This window comes from uncultured Metabacillus sp., from assembly GCF_947503125.1.
Classification (GTDB): domain Bacteria; phylum Bacillota; class Bacilli; order Bacillales; family Bacillaceae; genus Metabacillus.
In genome coordinates this window covers 1-19,030 of record NZ_CANNCR010000066.1, presented here as the reverse complement: position 1 = coordinate 19,030, position 19,030 = coordinate 1, and the positions used below count along the sequence as shown (strand labels likewise).

Here is a 19,030-nt window from a genome sequence, read left to right as displayed (position 1 = left end):
GAGTTTTTTTGTGTTCTAACAGACTTTTTTTAAAAAAACTATTGACAAAGAGGAATTTATTTAATGCAAAGCTAGTGTATTCAAATAAAATGCTAACAGATTGCTCATTATGAATACGGTTAATTGCCTCAGCTAAAAGCGGAGCTACAGATAAAGTGGTGATTTTAGGAATCTGTTTTTCTTCTGGTAGATCAATCGTATTTGTGATAACCAGCTCTTTGATGGCTGACGATTCGATCCTATTTATAGCTGAGCCTGAAAGGACGGGATGGGTACAGCAGGCATAAACCTCTTTTACTCCATTCTCTATCAATGCATTCGCAGCCAATGTTATAGTGCCTGCCGTATCAATCAAATCATCAATGATAATCGCATTTCTTCTGTTAATGTCACCGACTATATTCATAACCTCAGCGACGTTTGGCTTCGGCCGGCGTTTATCAATGAAGGCAATCGGAGCATTTAAACGACTTGCCATTTTCCGGGCACGCAAGACACCGCCACTGTCAGGTTAAAAAAGGTGTTTTTTTTACATAATCAGACTTGTTATTTTTAATTTTATTGCCTTTAGAACGAATAAATACCTAATGAAGCCTTTTTTAAAGTGCCGATAAATATCAATTATGAATACAAAAGTGGAAAATCTTATGAATATAGTGATTTAAGATTTTGAATAATGATCAAAGTTTTAGATGAAAATAAGCCTTTCATGTAGTTTTAATAATTTACGGAATTGATGTAAAGGAATGGGAAAATGTTTATTCCAGAGGAAGCTGCGAAAAAAATAGATGATGTCTATAAGATGTTAGTTTTTGCTGATCAAAAAGATCATGAAATTTGGTTTGAATATGTGTTTCTATCCTGGCAATGGTGGTTTTGTGTCACACTTACAGTTATCCCTTGGGTTTTATGGTGGAAATTTAGAAAAAAAGAGAGCACAAGTCGTTTATTATACGGGGCATTTTTTATCATAATCATTTCGATGTTCTTAGATTCTTTTGGAGCAGAATTAAATCTTTGGGATTATAGATTTGAACCAATTCCGTTCTTGCCGTCTTTCTTACCTTGGGATTTAAGCCTTCTCCCAGTGGTTTTTCTTGTTCTTATGCAGATAAAACGAAATACTTCTCCTATTTTAAAGGGCCTTTTCTATTCAATTTTTTGTGCATTTATAGGAGAACCTTTATTTGAATGGTTAGGATTTTATAAATTAATAAACTGGAATCACCTTTTTTCATTCCCTATTTATTTTTTTCTCTTTCTAATTGGCTACTCCTTAGTAACAAGCAAGAATTTTGCAGAGCTAAGAAAGTGAAATTTTGAGATGGACATGATTCGTAGTGTTTACTTGTTATAAGATGCAATCGCTCGACTGAAGAAGCATTTTATTGAGGAAATTTGGTTTATAAAGCTGACATTCATCAGCTTTTGTTAACAGATTTACTGTTTCTTTGACACAGGGATAAACCATGAAAATATATTGTTTTCACGGTTTATCCACCAGTAGTGAAATGGTTTAATTTTAGGAAGTAAAGCAACTGATCCTTAATCAACTTTATGCTCCTGCCGTTCATATTTTAGTTCCTTAAACAATAAATCTAAGTTAACCTTGCGATCCCATACTTTTCTTGCATTTTCTGTCATATAAGGGTACATATATTTATCAACGATCACCTCATAATCCAGGTCGTCAAGAAGATTATAAGTTCGAATTTTCATTTTCTTGTTATCGAAGGTTTCAATGACAATATCATTGATCAAATTAAATGGATTTCTTACTAAATCGATATTGCGGATATTCTTAATATAAACTGTACCTTTGTTTGACTTAACTGTACCATTCTCACTTGGAACAATTGTTAACAGTATCTTTCCCGGAATAAAACCAGGAAGCGACCAAAGAGTTAGGTAAAAGTAAATAGGTGTGAGAACGAGGCCACCACCAAGGTAAAATAAAGAATACTTCGAATCAAATTTCAATCCATGTATGATTAGGAAGGTACAAGCAATTAAAAAACCTACAGTAGCAAAAAACATCCACACGTACATGAACTTTGAGCCTTTGATTTTGATCGAATTTCCTGCTGTCTTTATATTGATCAATCTCTTTCCTCCTAAGTAGTACCAAGCGATCCATCTACTTTAAGTCGTTTTATAAGCATGTATACTTAATCAATTTTCCGCTCCTGCCGCACGTATTTAGCTACTCTTTGTAATTTCTCTAAATTCACCTTACGATCCCATACTTTTCTTGCGTTTTCTGTCATATAAGGGTACATATATTTATCAACGATCACCTCATAATCAAGGTCATCAATGAGATTATAAGTTCGAATTTTCATTTTTTTGTTATCGAAGGTTTCAATGACAATATCATTGATCAAATTTAGTGGATTTCTTATTAAATTAATATTCCGGATATTTTTAATTAAAACTGACCCTTTTTTCGATTTTATCGTGCCGGTCTCACCTTGGACTATCGTTAATAGTATCTTCCCTGGGATAAGGGCAGGTAAGTGCCAGAGAGTGATATAAACGAAAAAAGGCATACACATAATACCGCCGCCAAGATAAAACAAGGAATATTTTGAATCAAATTTTAAACCGTGCGTAATTAGGAATAAACATGCCGCTATTCCTCCAATTAAAGAAAGGAATATCCACCCGTACATGAACTTTGAACCTTTTATTTTTATTTCTTCATTATCTTTCTTAACATTTAACAAACTGTGCACCTCCTTAAGCTGGTAAAATCTTGTTCGTTGATAAAAGCTTTTTAATAGATGCCTCATTTGCTCTTTGAATATTCAGGTCAAGGTTGTTGTCCCTTGTAGCTAGCCAGTGTTCTGTCTTTCCTGGGATAATAAAATAAAGATCCATTAGATCTGGGTTATTATCTGAATCGTACTTTAGGCTTAATAAACTGTCCATTTTACCATTTCTATTCGCAAGATCATTTAAAAACGCTAGGATACTAGGAGACTTTCCCTTTTTGCTTATCCATTTCTGAACAATTGATTCTGGTAAAGAATGAGATTGACTTACATCAGTTAACAAGTCTTCAAATTCTTCACTTGTTAACTGAAGAATGACTTCACCTTGTTTTTCTAAGGCACGGAAGTTGAAAAATCTACTTATTACTGAAAGGATTTCTTCTTCCGGCAGCTTAGAAATAGAATGAACTTGATGATCATACAATAGTTTATGTAAATAGATTTCTCCATTTTTAAAATGAAGGGAAATACTTTCTTCTCCATTTAAGTCAAACTGATGTTTAGAAGCCTTAATGGTACTTTCTGCATAATTCAAAGTATAAATAAAGGAAGCAAATTCATCTTTTAATTTATATTGGCTATTAACTTCCTTGATCATCTCTTTTGCTAACAAGGAGCGAGAAGCAATTTCCAGCATTAATTTTAACTCAGCATCTTGAAGCGTTGGAAAATAAGCTTCTTTAATGGATATTCCTTGTTCAAATAAACCTTCACTATAAACGAAAAAAGTAATTCCTCAATACTTAATTGAATCGTATTCATATGTCCTCCTTAAAAAAATGACAATTTATCCTCAAGAAAATCTTTCGCTCCATCGACAAGGGAACTCGCGGTTTCTTTTGCTTTCGAACCAATTTCTTTCACCTTCCCAACTGGGTCAGCAATGGTCTCCTTAATTTGATCATTTACAAAATCAACACCTTTATTAACACCTTCAACCACTTTCCCGGCTTTTTCGAAACCGCCTTTAAAAAACTCAATCCCTGCATGTATAGGTTCTTTTAAAGCTATAGCCGCTTTTTCTGCTATTCCTGCAGTAAGTTTAGCCGCTTGCTCTCCAACAATTCCTCCTACGAAAGAACCAGCAGTAGCTCCTACTACAGTACCTACTGGTCCAGCAAAACTTAATAATGCCCCACCAACTACAGCCCCTGCAATGGAACCTCCTGTAATAGCAGCAGTATTATTCACGGCATTTCCTACCGCTTTTGCATTTTCGCGTTTTAAGACCTCTGAATTATTTCCATATTTCGCATAGTTTTCTGAAATTTTTAATCCCATTCCGCCTACTTCCATTGCTCCTGTTACTAAGAACGTACTAACGGCATTTGTTCTTGCGAATTTTGCTCCGGTTTTAACAAATGATTTAAACGTTGTTGAGTCCAGTGCTCGATGCTTAAACCCTTCAAATAAAGCCTTTGAACTATCTGTATACTTAACAACATCACTAGGAAGATACTTTGAAACCTTTTTATGAACTAAATCTGCAAATGGTACATCTTTATATTTTTTCAATAAATAAGTTGGCTTTAAAAATGCTCTTGCTACATTGCGAAACTGGGAATTGTCAATCATCTCTGAAAATTGATCAAGTGCCCTCATATGTTTATATGTAAATAACCCATCAGCATTCTTTGTAAATTGTGTAAAACCAAGTCCATAAAATGCTAGCTGTTTGGTTGCTAAAGCCCCCATCGCAGTGAGTGCCCCATACTGATCATACAGTTTATAAAGTTTCCCAACTAGGTTATCAGCATCTGAGAATTTATTGGCGGTCATTCGCAGGTCAATCTCCATTTCACTCAGAAGATCAACTAATTGATTTCCCGTTCCCCAAGGATCTCCTACTTGATAAAAACAATGACTATACTCTGCCGGAGCACTGCTAATTAGGTTGTAAAGCTCTAAATGAAGATTCTTGTATTCCGCTTCAATTTTAGACAATTTCGAGACAAGCTCATTTGCTAAATCTTCTAAACGATCCGGATCTACTGAAATTTTATTACCCACTCTATATCATTCCCTTTTCTATTATGTACGATTTCCTCTATATACTATTAAAAAAGTAATGTCCCACTATCATAATCTGTAAAGGCAAGATAAATAGATCTGAACAACCAGGTACCCAATTGTCATCCATTCCTTTCTTGCCATCAACTTCTTTTTTCTTTTTATACTTATTACGAGTCATTTTATACCCCTCTAATCATTTTGAATATTTTTCACAAAAATTGATAAGCCAAACCAGAAATTTTTAAGCTATGTAATATTAATAAAGGCTATTTATTTGGTTAACCAAAACACCAAATTGAATAAACAAAATAAAAAAATCACTGCAACCTGGAAGTAAACTACCGTCTTTAGAGTCCTTATTCTTATCCGGGAGAATCCAGCCTTCCTCCTCCAAACTTTTACGATCCCTGTTTTTCGGTTTCATTTCTATTCTTCCTTCATACAAGCAAGCCGCTCTAATTCTTTTTGTCTTTCAATCTCTTCTCTTACTCTGTCAACATCATTTGCTGCGCTTTCTAATTCTCTGCTGATTTGATAAAGATTGTCTGAATGTCTTTGAAACAAGACAGCTGCTTCATCAAGCATGGAATCAAATTTTTTCCGGGCTTCTCCTGTCCATGTTGCTGTATTTGTATGTATACTTTGCATTAATTTTGCTTCATCGACTTTTAACTCCTCAGAAGATTCCTGAAACACCTTTGCTAAGGCTCTGACTTTATCCGAATTCATCTTTTCACCCCGTACTTTTGCTCAAATTATTGTCAAATACCATTCTAATACAATAATTTCCTATTATAGATAAGTAAATGTTACTATAATTAAAATGTCACTTCCATAAGTCTCCAGTATTGAAATTAATAATGAATATAGGAAAAATGTCTTTATTTTTGTTACAGACACAGCTTTTTCTGTCCAATTAAGTAGAACCTATTCGAAGTATGCCCTTTTTCAAATTCATTGTACTTAAAATATTACAGCCAATTGGTAAACGTGATTCAGTCGATGACTGTATCAATGACGTGTTTTTAGAAGTTTGGAAAAACAGCCATCAAGCGTTATTCAATTAAATAGGCCAAAAATAGAAAATGAGCACTTTCCTTGTGAGAGGATCGTGCCCAAATATACTAATCATTTAATCCCTTTCCAGCCAGAATTTTCTCCATACTTTTTTCAATCCTTGACTCACGGGTTTTGGCTTGTTTAGCTTGAGAAAAATGAAGAATGTATGCTCTTTGCCGTCCCGGGGTCAATGCTTCAAATGCCGTTTTCAAGGCTGGAGTTCATCGAATTTAGTTTGAAGTTCTTCAGGAATGTTTAATTCTGTATTCTTTTTAAACTCCACTTCCAAACCAGCTTTTTCAACTTCAATGGCTTCCTTAATATACTCTTTCAAGATGGATTCCATTTCAACGATTTCTTGAACATTGGTGAAGCGAATCTGGCGCGCCGCCTGGACATTCTCCGTTTGTTGGATGAGAATCCCATGGGGATCCTTTAGCAAGGCACCTTTGTGAAATAAAAGTGCACAATAATCTTTAAATCCATGTATTAGTACGATGTTTTTATTCTCGTACATGTAACAAGGATGCATCCACTTAATATCTTCGTCCAGCTCACAGTCAAGAACGATATTTCGCAGCGTCTCAAATTCTTCCTGCCACTTTTTCGCTTTCTTAATAAATCCATCAACCTTACGATTCCTTCTACTATCTGTCATTAGAACACCTCTCTCCAATTATTCAATGAGCTGATGTATGTTCATATTGATATTCTCTACATTCACAAAAATTTAGTTTTCATAGCAAACGGCTCAGTCCTAAACTGATCCGTTTGCTTATCCCGCTTCGTTAGCGAATCTAAAACCAGGTTCAGAGGTTCTTACCTTTCCTCTAACACTTTTTTTAGCTCTCCAACCATATTCGCCCAACCATATTTTGCACCATTGAATGCTTGATCTTCTTTTTCGAATCCAGTATGTTTAAGATGTAAGTAGGTTATTCCATCCTCGTGCTTCAATGTCCATGTGACGATCGTGTCTATCGGACCGCCTACCCAAGTGTAAGATAACTTATAAGGCTCATCTACTACTAATACTTCACTATTTACAATTAAATTCCATTGTGGATTTCGGAATTGACATTTATGTCCCACGATTGGTTTAAAATCATTTTCCATTACCCATTTTGCAAGCGTATCCGAATCTGTTAATGCGTTCCACACCTTATTAATTGAGCTTGTAAACTGAAAATCCAATGAAAATTCGGCCATTATTTATTCCTCCTCTAATAAAATTTTTAAAAGTGCCACTCTTTCCTTCCAAAATTTCTCGTAAAAAGATACCCAATCTTTCACTTCCTGCAGGGGAGCCGCAATTAATCGATACCTTGTTTCCCTGCCAACTTTACGGTCAGCAACTAAACCAGCTTCTTTAAGGACAGCCAAATGTTTAGAAACAGCGGTACGACCCATTTTAAATTGCGCCGTTATTTCATGAAGCGGCATCTCCTCAACATCTGCTAACAGACGAATTAGTCTGCGCCTGGTTGGATCTGCAATCGCGTCAAACACGTCCCGTGATTTGTTATTCTCACTCACAACACTCCCTCCAACTATTATTTACTGTAGTAGAGATCTATTAATGGTACGAAGGGATCCAAATGACTAATTACTAATCCGACACCATTCAGTGTCATTTTTATAATACGACACCTAATAGTGTCCTGTCAATATTTGTTTTTCACAAAATAGCATGAGGTATATTCACGCCAAGTATACTTCTTAAACAACTTTTCGGACTTCCTTATAGAGTATTATGCAAGAATATAGCCAAAACAAAAAGACGCGTTATTCAATAAACGCGCCACATTATGAAATATTGAAATCTGTCAAAGGCCCACATGCTGATTTAACTACGTTGCAGCTAGATATAAAACTAAGTTGAAATTTTATACTTCTGCTTACTTTTTAAAAGTAAAAAAGTGGAATGTTCGGATACTTGAAGCACCACAAATCTTCTAGTTATTAGTGGTGCTTCGTATCCGACCTCAATATCATCCCATGTCTATAGACGGCTGCACCCTGTATAGACTTTCTTGTTCGGAAAATAGGTCATCCTCTCGGCCCTCCGCCACCATACTCGTTATGTAGAGATCTTTCATTTTTTCATACCTGTAGTCATATGTACTGATTAAACGACCTGCCTTGTTGATGCGGTCCTCTAGAACCTTCCAGCTAATATTCACGTTTAGCTGCTGACCGTTTGAAAAAAGGATAATCGAGTTCTCTCGATTTGAGAACGTTTCTTCTACATGCCGAAGAGCGATCCATGAGCAATCCTCTTTCATAGGTGAGGATAACGGGATCATGCAGAGTTTGAAGGTTAAACTAACCATGATAGGAAGATTCCTTTGTTTCCTTAAAATCTTTCTCGCAGAATTGATACTTCCTTTGAAATCACTGCCATAAAAGATACAGCTTTCCTTCACAATAGCGAGCGGATTTTGCTTTACCTCTTTTACGCCATATTGTCCTAAAATTGTACAATGAAGGTTTCCTGTACCTAATTCATATTTAGGGATCAGGGCCATCGTTGCTTCCGTGATAATTTCTTCATTATTTTCAACATTCACACTATAACTCTTACTCATATTCTTTCTCCCTTCGAAAATTTCTTAATCTTTTATTTTTAAAAGGAGTCAGATATAATACCAATATAGTTGGTATTTATCCAGCTACCCGAGTCCTTAAGCACAGTACTGGCCAAAGTTCTTGTGCTTAGGGACTTTTCTGTTCTTCGTTTATCCCATTACATCACCCCCTTAAAAGAGATTTGATGATAATAGTTTACAAGCTGCTTGATCGTTGCTGGTTCGTTGCTTAAAAAATATAAGTTTGTGCCTTTTCGATGCGATCCTTTGAACTTCTCCCAAAGCTTGTTTTCGGATGACCAATCGATCGTATCCAGCGCCTTCATTTTTGACTTCATTACCTTAAAACGATCTTCAAGGGGTTTGTCGATGACTTCCTCATTTACATAATAAGCAAGACTAAGGATCACAGGAAAGCTCGCCAGCAATGTTTTATGATAGTTTCCGGCATCACGGGGATGCTGCCATTTAAATAGCTCATTAATCCACGCATTTATTAATTCGACATATTCCTTCTCGTCTAATGGGTAGGTTTTATGACCCTCTTTTTTGACTGCGAGATGGTATCCTTCCATGAAAATCTTGACAATTTGCCTAAGCTGTGAGAGTGATAGAAAGTTCCTGTTCGTTGGTCGTATAATCGACCGTTTCTCCGTATCAATTCCCGCTTCCTTCAGCATCGTATTTGTTTCCATCAGCATATTTGTAATTTGATTATCCAAGTGCCTTGAGTCATACTCAATAAGCTTGGACAGAGCAACCTTTTTCCCCTTCGTATTAAAATCAATATAAAGCTGATCACATTCTTCCTCTGTCAATTGATGAAACACTTGAATTCCTATAGAGGAATTCTCAAAATAAACCGCCACCTTCGTCATCGTTTCATCTTTTTCAAGCTTTTTATTTTGGAGCATAACATAAAGCGTATAAATCGCCCGTGCTCTCGTTGACCCATCAATCATTTGAAGTGTTCCGTCGCTTGCCTTATTGACGACCAGCATTGGCAGGTAGGCTTGTTTTTTATCAATGCCATTTATTAAATATTTACGCAAGTTTTGTACATGTTCTTTGATCGTTTCTCTTAGAATGATTTGATCCTCCGCTAACCGCTTTGCCAAATCGGTTAATGTCATATACTCAATCGTTGTTTTAACGTTCATTGCTTTTCACCCCTCTATTAGCAAGACAAGTAAGGAATTCATCTGTTAATTTTAAAATGGATCGCTGTGTCGAATGATTGCTTAATCGCTTTTTCCTCCTGTCATAAAATAGTGAAAATAGTGGATCGTCATGTCTCCAAGAGGTATTTGCCTTCAGCTTCTTCAGTTCATCAATCGCTTGTAAATAAGGAAAACCATGGATTGATACTAACTGATAGACTGTATAAGCAAGCGCAATTTGAATGCCTGACAGCCCGCAAACATATTTTTCCCGATTTCCCCCTTGAATCGGAAACAACTCCGTCCATCCTTTAAAAAATTTATATGAGATTGATTCCATCTCTTCGCTCTCGCAATATTTCAGCTTTGGACTGCCTTCCTTATGGGTTAACACACCTTCAAAAAGAGCAAGCAGACACCGCCTCATGACAACGAGTGAAGTGATCGCCGTGTTATGTACGGTTAACCGCGATAAGGTTGTTTCAATATCCAATTGTGTTTGAAGCTTAGCCGCAATATGTCTTGCCAGGAGAACATACTCTTCCCTTTGCTCATACTTCATGATTAAACCGCGATGGGCATTTTTTCGTTCTGTATTAATATCTGTGAACAGCTGACGTTCTTCCTGGGTGGTTAAGTTTAAGTAGATTTGCATAGTGATAGGGAAAGATTCCAATTTATTAATAGCTGCTTCGATTTGAGTGATTTCATGATGGTTGGAAGAAGGCATTTCTTCAAGCGCTTCTTTCTTTATCTCGAGGTGTCTAAGTGCTGATATGAGTGCTGCAGAGCGGTGCTGCCCTTCCAGTATCGCCAGCTTCGAGCCGGGCTTGATTTCCCAATGGTCACCAACTATTTCAATACAGCCTCTTGCCGAATATACAAATGGCGAGAAATAAAATGTATGCTCATGAACAGTATTTAAGATATATTCTTTTATGAGATTTCTCCTTCTGGGATCCAATTCTCTTTGTACGTGCGGGTCGACTTTAAATATACTTTTTAAAAACTGAAAAGGCAGCTCTGTCACTAACAGGTCATGACCAAACTGGTGCAAATAATGTCCTTTCAGTTTTGTTAAAAACTCTTCATTCATTGTCTTTTCACTCCCTTGTCCATTTCCATTATAATCTAATTTTTCCATCTCTTATGTAATTTTTCTGTAAATATTGTAAATATTCTCATTAAATCCTTATAGGTAAATGAATATTATTTTCAAAACCTTGACTAATTTTTAAAAATTTGATATATAGGCTGCCGCTTTTAGTATGAAACCTTAATTTTACGGGATTCCTGACAGCTGCCCCATCTCAACATCAGCTTATCTACGTTCTTTTATACGCTCTTCATCAATTAACAAAACCCACTTGTTTGCCTGAATCAACCATCCTGACGTTACCATTTCGTACATGCATTGATGCCAATTACTGAACACTATACGTTTCAGTTATGAATTGATTGCACTACTTTTAATCAATTTGCTGTTTTTCACTGTTTTTGCTCCAGTAAAAAAGCCATCTCGTTTAATAGATGACTATTTTTATAAAACTGATGAACTTTTCAAAACTTGTTGGCAGACCCTGATATTAATCCTTTACATCATTATGCTGCCTAAACAACAAAGCTTTTCTTTAAGGTACAGGTATTTCTTCAATTGTTGAATCTTCATCTACTGAAGCTTCCTCTCCAATCGGCTGTTCCTGTGGAGGATCAGCCGGTTCTACAACCTCTGGGGATTCTATCGGATGTTCTTCGACAACCGTTCCTTCCTCCACAGAACCATCATCCTCCATCAGATTTTCTCCCCTATCCTGAATGCTTTGACTTTCATCTTGTTCATCTATACTTGAGTCCTCTTCGGATTCAACATATTCATCCGTTTCATAGTTTCCGTAGTCCTCATGATTGTTATATTCTTCTGTTTCATAGCTTCCATCGTCTTCAATATTGTCATATTAGCCAGTTTCATAGTCTTAGTAAACTTCATAGTCATAGATTTCTTCTGATTCATAGCTTTCATCAAAGTTCTCAGCCCAGTTTTCTTCATAAGGAATTTCGTAATACTCATCATAGTCTTCGTTATAGCTTCCACCTTCAAAGTATCCATAGTCATCCAGATAATCGTTTCGTACGTCGCCCACAATTCGTACAATATTTTCCCCTTTCAGACATTTGTGTGCCGCAATTTGAACAGTACAAAAAGACCATCACCCAACCGATACTTTTTACCTAAATTAATCATATTGTAAAATGTTTAAATTTTCAATTATTAGTCAGTTATTTACTTTGATATTTTGGTTTACAATTTTCAACATCAAACCAATGTCGCAACATTTACTTGTGAGAGATTGATTCATAACAGGTGTTAATTGATAATAAACTGATTCATTAGGTAGCTTTTTCCTGGTATCATATGACTAAATTAGTTTTTATAATCACAGTTAGTTCAGCTTCTATATTTCTTAATTACGGTAAAATCTACCTGCCAATTTATCATTTCAACTTTATGCCTTACTCTATATCCTTATATCTTTTCTCTAATAAAGGGAGCCAGACCCAATAGCCAATAGCCAATAGCTAACAGAAGTGAAGCACCTATCTTTCCTTCTGTTAGCTTGTTTTATTTCTTCCTTTTTCACTTACTTAAGAAATGCGCAATCGCCTTGCTCAGCCTCGGGCAAATAAGCCACTCATAAATAGAAGGCGTTCTTTTCCTTCAATTCATGAGTGGCTAGGCGCTGGAGCTAGACACTAAAACTAAGTACAAAAAGTTATACTTTCTATACTTTTAAAAAATAAAAAGCCTCCTCTCATAAAACTTGAGGAGGTTTCAATTGCTCATATCCTTCTTTTTCTGCATGGCCTAATAGGTAAAGGAAAGCGAATGCTGGGATACGAATAATCTTGGTATTTGTATTATGTTTTGTTATCCCGTAATCATCGCCATTTCGGGTAACAATGATAGCTCCTTTTGTTTGTGAATCATTAGCCCATTCTACAATTGCTTCATTTTCTGAAATTGTTGAGTTTTGTCTGTATTTTACCTCAATTAAGATACGACCTATTGGAAATGAAACAATAATGTCAATTTCCTTTTGAGTTTTTGAGTCTCGAAAATAACCGATTGTCGGATGTTTATCATAAAAGAAAGTATAGATATGTTTATAAACCGCTGTTTCAATAATTGTCCCCATCTCCAAAGGATCTGTTAGAACCTCCTCACCCAACATCAAAACTGCATTGCGAATAGCAGGATCGGCTAAATAGATTTTTGGTTTGGACTTTAATATTTTTTTTCCTTTAGGTTCAAATGGTTTACTTATGTAGATTAAATTTGCATGTTCTAACAGTTCTAAGTAATTACTAATTGTTGGTCTTGAAACACCAATTTCCTTTGCAATTGTTTCAGTAACTATAATATTACCGCTCGTTATGCAAAGATATAGAAAGATTTTTTCAAACTCCTGTACATTTCGTATATTAAATAATGAAACAATATCTCTTTTTATAACTTTATCTACTACATCTTCGCGAATTATTTTTTGAGCAAACGAAATGTCATTCGTTTTTGCAACTTCAGGAAAACCACCGATTAAAAGGTATTGGTGAAAATGCTTTTGTAAAGATTGCATCGAAATCATAATTGAAGAAAGTTCGTTATCACTTAGATTACCTAATTGGGTTGGTTTGATATTATTTGGTAATAAAGGTTTACTTGCTTCAATTAATTCAATGTATTCGTAAAAAGAAAGTGTTGGAATCTTAATCTGGGTCCATCTGCCAACGCCACTTTCGCTCATCTTTGTAGCAAGAATTGGGCTTGCTGATCCAGTAGCCATAATTTTATAAGAAGGATGCTGGTCATATAATGTTTTTAACCAAGTGTCCCAATTTGAGGCATACTGAATTTCATCAAAAAATAAATATAAAACCTTGGTACCATGTGATATATTGTTTTCAAATACTTCAAGAATGTCACCAATCTCACATAATTTTAGCATTGGGTGGTCAAAAGAGACGTAAAGTATTTGTTTAGAGGAAGAATGTTCTAGGATATCACTAATCATTTGATACATAATAGTGGTTTTACCAACTCGCCTCGGGCCAGAAAGAATAATTTCGCGTCTAATTTCAGGATGATAAAAATATTTTTTAGCTTCATAAAATGCTAACCTTTTTACTGGTTTTTCAAAGTCACGGGGAATTTGCCCACTATTCCACCAAGGGTTAAAGCCCAACAAAACTTTTAAGATTTTTTCCTGAGATATAAATGACACAACATTCACTCCTAATATAATTTATTACTTATATTTTATATTTTACCCGAAAAAAGTAGAAGTATATTTTACATTTTTACCGTAAAAATTTAAAATTAAACGTTATTTTCGCTTTCCCTTAATTGAACTGAATTATTTAACTAGGAGATCCTATGGCTGGCGACCAACAATAGGATAAGTGGTTAGGAATAATAAACTGCAGGTATAGTAGTTACGGTGAACCGTATCATAAGTAAATGAGGTTATTATAAATGCGGTTAGTTTATATACTAACCGCATTTGAATCAAGGTAAACAGGTAATATGAGCTATTATCCCTAATTCTTTACATGTAGAAATAAAGGAAGAAAGCAACCATAATATCTGAATAATTTGATGTGGACAAGTGTTACCTTACTTTAGGTTATTTAATCCATTTTCTAAACTATTTTTTGAAAGGAAATTTACTACGATGTAATTTTCTTTAATAGAATTTGGTATTAATTGTATTAATAAAGGACTCTCCTCCATTTTCGACTGAATCTCCAACTCTTTCTAATGTATTAGTATCCTTTATATTGTCATTCCACCTTGATAGCTTACGTTGTAAATCAGTAGTTGACATTTTCATATTACCTATATTCTTAAGTGCTTGCCATATGTCCACCTACAATATGAAGAAGCAAGAGAACCGTCCCCCATGCTTCACTTCCTCTTTTTCTTCTTTTTAACCTTCTTTTGTTTTAACGAGATTTTTGAAGAATTCATCATGTTAAAAGTTTTCTCTCTAATTGGAATCTCTTTAGCTCGGACTCCCATATACATTTCGGCTATTGGAAAAAAGGAATCTACATCATCGGGGAATATTTCCAGCTCCATCTCTGCAAGATTCACTGGAGCTCCCTTTCGTCCTGATGCTTTTATTTCATCTAATGTCGGTAAAAAAGGAACTTCCCCATTTGTATGATCATGCATCAAAAATAATAATAGAAGCCCATTCGCTAGTATCTCTCTTAATTTTACTGCTGGCATCCTTTTATACGCTTCCGCACTAAGAAGCATTTGACGGAAATGATATCCTGCATTTGGCAAATCACTTATTTGAGCTAACATATCTCCTAATGTAAAATGAGATTCCGTTTGACCTGGGTCAATCAAGATCGAATGTTCAAAAACGCTTACCGCTAACTCAGGACGATTTCCCTTATGATACAAGTTTCCAAGTCGATTCCAAACATAGGAATCTTGGGGGTTTTCCTTCAATAAATTTAGTAAATATTCCTCCGCATCGGTTGTATACCTATGCCAGCTTCCATCAAATAAAAGGTTTTTACCAATCGTACTCTGCTTTTGCCCGCTATTCCCTAACGGAAGAGCACTAAACATCGTGAACATGAGGAGATTGGTTGGCAGCTCCCAATTACCAGCATCGTTACAATGCTTGCAGCGAAAATATCCTGTCATTTGAATGGTATCAGATATATTGTCGGGATTTTTTTCCTTATCAACATTCACAACTAACATCCCGACATCATATTTCCCTTTTCTGCCACAGCTTTTACAAATCAACATTTGATTGTTTTCTTCTATAATTGGGTTGAGTGATTTCTTATTTTGAAGAATCGTTTTTACATATTTTCCAGGCAACAAGTTCGTTGTAGGACAATCCGACATGTTTGAAGTCTCTTGATTTAACAGTATCTGTATCAGTAAAGGATTAATTTGCGAATTCGGCATCATCGTCTACCTTTCTATAGCTGTAATATTCATACTATTATATCAAAAATGTATCGCAGTGAATTCAATACTAGCTGAATTAACCTTTATATTTAGTAAACTAGAACCAACTTCGCAATAAATACTTATTCAACGCTATTTACCAATCTATAACACGATCAATCTCCGATAAATTAGGTTGCTTCTTCACATACTTTAAAATTCAACAAGTTCCGTGTGATGTCATGCACTCAAATCCAAAACAACTCTCTACTCGACAAATCTCGAGTGGTCCCTGTGACACAACCCATATCAATTTACTGTTAAAATGCGCTATAGTTTTTAATGTTCCAAACTGCTACCATTCTCATCTTCAGGCTTTTTATGAAGTTGATCTTCAGTGGGAATTTCTGACCATTTTATTGGCGGATTTATAATTAGAAGTAAGTTGCGAAGCGATGTAATCAGTTGATCTTTTTGCTTATTTGATAAGTATTTTACATAGTAACTACTATTAAAAATCTTTTCGATTCTGGTTAACAAACTTAAAATTAAATTATGCATGAATATATGACTGCTTTTTGTATATCCAGCTTGCAAACTGTTTTCACTAACAATTTCTTTCACATTTTCATAGACTTTATTTTGCTGCTCGATTATCTGGTCAATGCATTGTTTTAAATTCTCTTCTGGTATATCCTTAAATGATTTTTCACTGGCAGCTTTTTTTATGATATCAACGGTGGTTTTATTGATTTGTCTAGCTATATATTTATCAGCAATATAATTTTTGGTCTCTTCATTTATATTTAATTTATGAATATCAGTAAATGCATGCCTTCCCGCACCAGTTTGTTCTCCTCTTCTAAGCCACTCCGGATTAATATCCGAACTACGAATATATTTGGTTATGGTCCCTACTGTAACATTACACAGGCTTGCAATCAATTTGACATTATATTTTTCATTCTCTAATAGTCGGTTAATCATTCGTTCCAACTGGTATGCCGTTCTCCTCTTGGTGTGTAATTCTATCCCTAATCTCTTAATTATTCTTTCCTCTTCTGAAGTTAGCTTTTCTACAATACATTCGGCATCTGTCTTCCCTAAAAATTTAAGGACATAAAAACGACGATACCCCTTCACTAGTACATATTCATTTTTATTTTCTTCCTCAACAATTAAAGGTACTTTTAATCCATTTCTATTAATACTAAATTCTAAACTTAAATCCTTTTCCTTATTCCGAAAACTTGTTTCTAGCCTTATTTGAGAAAGTTTAATCTTCTTTAGCTGCGTGCTCATGTTGAATCACCCATTTCTTTTTATACATGGGTATTCCGTGCTTAAATTGTCCTATTACAAAAATCTACAATAATATTAATCTATTATTATTGTAAAAAGGTTCATTACCTCATATGATAATGAGCACAAGTATAAATACCAAATGTTACTGACACAATATTTTGACCGTAGCACCTTCTGGTACGATACTTTTATCAATCAAAGGAGGTGTTTTATTATGCTACAACAAAAATGCCCCCCTTTAGAACTGGATATTTCTCTGTCATGGTTTTCACTCCAATTAAGTTTCCTACACTGTCTTTTATTTGATTCGATGTTCCAAGGTCATTACCTGCATATAAAGTAGAGATAAGAGGACTTCTGTATTAAATTGAAGGACGGCTGATTTTATCATAGACCCAAAGCTTGATCCCCGAAAATAAACCGGTATCATGAGGATAAATAATGATAAATGTAAATCAGATAAATGGATTCTTGCAAACGAATGAATTTTTTTAACTCAACGTATAGATTTTATATATTTTTTGTAAATTTATAGGCCTTAAGAACTTAGTTCGTTTATCATAGGATTGTAAGATCATTTTAGGAGGAGGAATAGGGATGAACAGAAAAGAACTATATTCTTCATTGAATTTTATTGCGCGGGAGGTCACACAATTTGTCAATGAGCATGGGGATGAAATCGAATTGGAAACGGTCCAGTATTCTGATCACTACCGTGCCGTGGCCACAATTTGTCAAGAGGAAGAGCCTTTTAAGGATTTTTATGCAGAGGGTATTAGCGCTCTTAGTGAAAAGGAAGCGGTAAGTCAGGCATTGGAGGAGCTTTATAGGCAGGCTTATTACATAAACTAATGAAATGAATCTATTGCACAATTCGAAAGAAAAAGAGAAGGAGAACAGGCTGAAATAAATAGCTTCTCCTTCTCTGCTTCGCATATTATAAAAGATTGACAGTTTTAACATTGAACCTGCAATAAATCCCTGTTATCTCCTATTGTGATGACAAAATATCATTCAACACATCATAAGAAGGTTTCGGATCATAATTGCGATCAAAGATAAGTGGATAATCATCTGTGTCGGTTTGTTTTGGGATCCAGCTATGTTTGTCCGTAAAGCCCCACATCACCAACGCCTTGCAATTATTGGCAGATAAACAAGTCGAAAGGATATCCCCATATATGTCCGATTGCTTCTCTAGCTTTTCTTCGAACGTCAGCTCGGTTCTATTCTGCAATTTTATATCCAATTCCGTTATATGTACCTGCAGGTTTGATTTAGCTAAACGGTTCATGTTTTCTTTTATACTGTTAAAATCAAACTCATGATTGATCGTTGTATGCATTTGAAAACCAACGCCATGGACAGGGACACCTTTGCTTTTTATATTTTTTATATGCTCATAAATAGCCGTCGACTTTTTATTTACTTCTTCGTTATCATAGTCGTTATAAAACAGCAAAGCATCAGGATCTGCTTCATGTGCCCATTTAAATGCAAGTTTAATATATTCCGGACCTAGTTTGCGCAGCCAAAAATTATCTCGATACTCTCCATCTTCTGTAAAAGCTTCGTTTACAACATCCCAGGCAAATACTTTTCCGCGATAATGAGTAACGACAGTTTTAATATGAGATTCAAGTATCTCACGGACTTCTTCTTTTGAATAATTTCCTTCTGTAAGCCATTTAGGAAGTGACCGATGGACCAATGTATGTCCTCTTATTTTTATGTTGTTTTCATTTGCAAATTCAACGATGGCATCTGCTTCTGTAAAATCATAGACGTACGGTTCCGGATGGATCGTACTAAACTTCATTTCATTTTCCACTGTCATGACATTAAATTCTTCTTTTATCTTTTCCTTATAGCCCTCTTCCTTCATTAATGGATCATATCTTACGGCAGAACCGATTAAGAAATCACTTTTTTCCGCGTATTCTTTCAGTGGCTCTTCGTCAAATAAAAAGATGAAGAAGAAAAAAGCAGCGATACCTATCAGGACGATGATGATCGGGTAATACCTCATTTCCCGCGACATCCAATACCTTTTTCGGAAATAACTTGTTCTTATGAGATTTCCCTCCCTCAATAAAGTTAATTTTCCTTCCAAATACTCGTGTATTCTCAATATTTCATAACTACCATTTAGTTGAC

Annotated in this window: 21 protein-coding genes and 2 pseudogenes; 2 read left to right on the top strand and 21 right to left on the bottom strand. The window is 35.2% G+C overall.

Going from position 1 to position 19,030, the window contains the following annotated elements; all coding sequences use genetic code 11:
• Positions 1–79: 79 nt before the first annotated feature.
• Positions 80–511: pseudogene (gene prs / locus Q1B07_RS23170) on the bottom strand (ribose-phosphate diphosphokinase); the annotation flags it as partial.
• 243 nt (positions 512–754) lie between these two features.
• On the opposite strand from prs, the gene Q1B07_RS23165 reads away from it, so the two are divergent.
• A complete protein-coding gene (locus Q1B07_RS23165; protein ID WP_299093895.1) occupies positions 755–1,315 on the top strand; it encodes a CBO0543 family protein in 561 nt (186 codons plus the stop codon).
• Positions 1,316–1,545: 230 nt separating this feature from the next.
• On the opposite strand, the gene Q1B07_RS23160 is transcribed toward Q1B07_RS23165, so the two are convergent.
• The 19 genes and pseudogenes from Q1B07_RS23160 to Q1B07_RS23075 form a co-directional block, all read right to left on the bottom strand.
• On the bottom strand, positions 1,546–2,103 hold the full coding sequence (locus Q1B07_RS23160) for a DUF5381 family protein (protein ID WP_299093894.1): 558 nt from the start codon (positions 2,101–2,103) through the stop codon (positions 1,546–1,548).
• Positions 2,104–2,168: 65 nt separating this feature from the next.
• Positions 2,169–2,735, bottom strand: coding sequence for a DUF5381 family protein (locus tag Q1B07_RS23155; RefSeq protein WP_366945269.1), 567 nt, complete (start codon positions 2,733–2,735; stop codon positions 2,169–2,171).
• A gap of 4 nt (positions 2,736–2,739) precedes the next feature.
• Positions 2,740–3,411 (bottom strand): hypothetical protein, encoded by a 672-nt coding sequence (locus Q1B07_RS23150; protein ID WP_299093891.1) that lies wholly within the window; start codon positions 3,409–3,411, stop codon positions 2,740–2,742.
• 134 nt (positions 3,412–3,545) lie between these two features.
• Positions 3,546–4,784: a hypothetical protein gene (locus Q1B07_RS23145; protein ID WP_299093890.1), complete on the bottom strand. Its 1,239-nt coding sequence runs from the start codon at positions 4,782–4,784 to the stop codon at positions 3,546–3,548.
• A 37-nt stretch (positions 4,785–4,821) separates the two neighbouring features.
• Positions 4,822–4,965, bottom strand: coding sequence for a hypothetical protein (locus tag Q1B07_RS23140; RefSeq protein ID WP_299093888.1), 144 nt, complete (start codon positions 4,963–4,965; stop codon positions 4,822–4,824).
• Between the two features lie 78 nt (positions 4,966–5,043).
• The gene (locus Q1B07_RS23135; protein ID WP_299093887.1) at positions 5,044–5,211 is read right to left on the bottom strand and encodes a hypothetical protein; all 168 of its coding nucleotides are present in this window, start codon (positions 5,209–5,211) and stop codon (positions 5,044–5,046) included.
• Between the two features lie 2 nt (positions 5,212–5,213).
• Positions 5,214–5,516 carry a WXG100 family type VII secretion target gene (locus Q1B07_RS23130; protein ID WP_299093886.1) on the bottom strand — a complete coding sequence of 101 codons (303 nt, stop codon included), beginning with the start codon at positions 5,514–5,516 and terminating at the stop codon, positions 5,214–5,216.
• Between the two features lie 395 nt (positions 5,517–5,911).
• A pseudogene (locus Q1B07_RS23125) lies at positions 5,912–6,504 on the bottom strand (YdeI family protein).
• Between the two features lie 161 nt (positions 6,505–6,665).
• Entirely contained in the window at positions 6,666–7,055 is a 390-nt protein-coding gene (locus Q1B07_RS23120) for an SRPBCC domain-containing protein (protein ID WP_299093885.1), read from the bottom strand.
• Between the two features lie 3 nt (positions 7,056–7,058).
• A complete protein-coding gene (locus Q1B07_RS23115; RefSeq protein ID WP_299093884.1) occupies positions 7,059–7,382 on the bottom strand; it encodes a metalloregulator ArsR/SmtB family transcription factor in 324 nt (107 codons plus the stop codon).
• A 455-nt stretch (positions 7,383–7,837) separates the two neighbouring features.
• On the bottom strand, positions 7,838–8,434 hold the full coding sequence (locus Q1B07_RS23110; protein WP_299093882.1) for a competence protein ComK: 597 nt from the start codon (positions 8,432–8,434) through the stop codon (positions 7,838–7,840).
• 158 nt (positions 8,435–8,592) lie between these two features.
• On the bottom strand, positions 8,593–9,594 hold the full coding sequence (locus tag Q1B07_RS23105; protein ID WP_299093881.1) for a DNA sulfur modification protein DndB: 1,002 nt from the start codon (positions 9,592–9,594) through the stop codon (positions 8,593–8,595).
• Positions 9,584–10,690, bottom strand: a complete 1,107-nt coding sequence (locus Q1B07_RS23100) for a DNA sulfur modification protein DndB (protein ID WP_299093879.1) — start codon at positions 10,688–10,690, stop codon at positions 9,584–9,586. Before Q1B07_RS23100 ends, Q1B07_RS23105 begins: the two co-directional genes overlap by 11 nt.
• A gap of 535 nt (positions 10,691–11,225) precedes the next feature.
• Complete coding sequence (locus Q1B07_RS23095) at positions 11,226–11,387, bottom strand: hypothetical protein (protein WP_299093877.1); 162 nt, start codon at positions 11,385–11,387, stop codon at positions 11,226–11,228.
• 180 nt (positions 11,388–11,567) lie between these two features.
• Positions 11,568–11,735, bottom strand: a complete 168-nt coding sequence (locus Q1B07_RS23090; RefSeq protein WP_299093876.1) for a hypothetical protein — start codon at positions 11,733–11,735, stop codon at positions 11,568–11,570.
• Entirely contained in the window at positions 11,704–11,802 is a 99-nt protein-coding gene (locus tag Q1B07_RS27105; RefSeq protein ID WP_366945270.1) for a zinc-ribbon domain-containing protein, read from the bottom strand. Before Q1B07_RS27105 ends, Q1B07_RS23090 begins: the two co-directional genes overlap by 32 nt.
• Positions 11,803–12,404: 602 nt before the next feature.
• Positions 12,405–13,871, bottom strand: a complete 1,467-nt coding sequence (locus Q1B07_RS23085) for an ATP-binding protein (RefSeq protein ID WP_299093874.1) — start codon at positions 13,869–13,871, stop codon at positions 12,405–12,407.
• Positions 13,872–14,554: 683 nt separating this feature from the next.
• Complete coding sequence (locus tag Q1B07_RS23080) at positions 14,555–15,523, bottom strand: type IV pilus biogenesis/stability protein PilW (protein ID WP_299093872.1); 969 nt, start codon at positions 15,521–15,523, stop codon at positions 14,555–14,557.
• A gap of 384 nt (positions 15,524–15,907) precedes the next feature.
• Positions 15,908–16,870: a ParB/RepB/Spo0J family partition protein gene (locus Q1B07_RS23075; RefSeq protein ID WP_299093871.1), complete on the bottom strand. Its 963-nt coding sequence runs from the start codon at positions 16,868–16,870 to the stop codon at positions 15,908–15,910.
• Positions 16,871–17,470: 600 nt separating this feature from the next.
• On the opposite strand from Q1B07_RS23075, the gene Q1B07_RS23070 reads away from it, so the two are divergent.
• On the top strand, positions 17,471–17,725 hold the full coding sequence (locus Q1B07_RS23070) for a hypothetical protein (protein ID WP_299093869.1): 255 nt from the start codon (positions 17,471–17,473) through the stop codon (positions 17,723–17,725).
• Positions 17,726–17,864: 139 nt separating this feature from the next.
• Here the strand turns inward: Q1B07_RS23070 and Q1B07_RS23065 are convergent.
• The coding region (locus tag Q1B07_RS23065; RefSeq protein ID WP_299093868.1) for an endo-1,4-beta-xylanase at positions 17,865–19,030 on the bottom strand (1,166 nt) is incomplete at its 5' end.

Excerpts from the sequence above, each read along its gene's own strand:
- Q1B07_RS23105 (WP_299093881.1), bottom strand. The coding sequence starts at position 9,594 with ATGAACGTTAAAACAACGATTGAGTATATGACATTAACCGATTTGGCA.
- Q1B07_RS23140 (WP_299093888.1), bottom strand. The coding sequence starts at position 4,965 with ATGACTCGTAATAAGTATAAAAAGAAAAAAGAAGTTGATGGCAAGAAA.
- Q1B07_RS23080 (WP_299093872.1), bottom strand. The coding sequence starts at position 15,523 with ATGTCGGATTGTCCTACAACGAACTTGTTGCCTGGAAAATATGTAAAA.
- Q1B07_RS23165 (WP_299093895.1), top strand. The coding sequence starts at position 755 with ATGTTTATTCCAGAGGAAGCTGCGAAAAAAATAGATGATGTCTATAAG.
- Q1B07_RS27105 (WP_366945270.1), bottom strand. The coding sequence starts at position 11,802 with ATGGTCTTTTTGTACTGTTCAAATTGCGGCACACAAATGTCTGAAAGG.
- Q1B07_RS23120 (WP_299093885.1), bottom strand. The coding sequence starts at position 7,055 with ATGGCCGAATTTTCATTGGATTTTCAGTTTACAAGCTCAATTAATAAG.
- Q1B07_RS23095 (WP_299093877.1), bottom strand. The coding sequence starts at position 11,387 with ATGGAGGATGATGGTTCTGTGGAGGAAGGAACGGTTGTCGAAGAACAT.
- Q1B07_RS23110 (WP_299093882.1), bottom strand. The coding sequence starts at position 8,434 with ATGAGTAAGAGTTATAGTGTGAATGTTGAAAATAATGAAGAAATTATC.
- Q1B07_RS23135 (WP_299093887.1), bottom strand. The coding sequence starts at position 5,211 with ATGAAACCGAAAAACAGGGATCGTAAAAGTTTGGAGGAGGAAGGCTGG.
- Q1B07_RS23130 (WP_299093886.1), bottom strand. The coding sequence starts at position 5,516 with ATGAATTCGGATAAAGTCAGAGCCTTAGCAAAGGTGTTTCAGGAATCT.
- Q1B07_RS23150 (WP_299093891.1), bottom strand. The coding sequence starts at position 3,411 with ATGCTGGAAATTGCTTCTCGCTCCTTGTTAGCAAAAGAGATGATCAAG.
- Q1B07_RS23070 (WP_299093869.1), top strand. The coding sequence starts at position 17,471 with ATGAACAGAAAAGAACTATATTCTTCATTGAATTTTATTGCGCGGGAG.
- Q1B07_RS23100 (WP_299093879.1), bottom strand. The coding sequence starts at position 10,690 with ATGAATGAAGAGTTTTTAACAAAACTGAAAGGACATTATTTGCACCAG.
- Q1B07_RS23075 (WP_299093871.1), bottom strand. The coding sequence starts at position 16,870 with ATGAGCACGCAGCTAAAGAAGATTAAACTTTCTCAAATAAGGCTAGAA.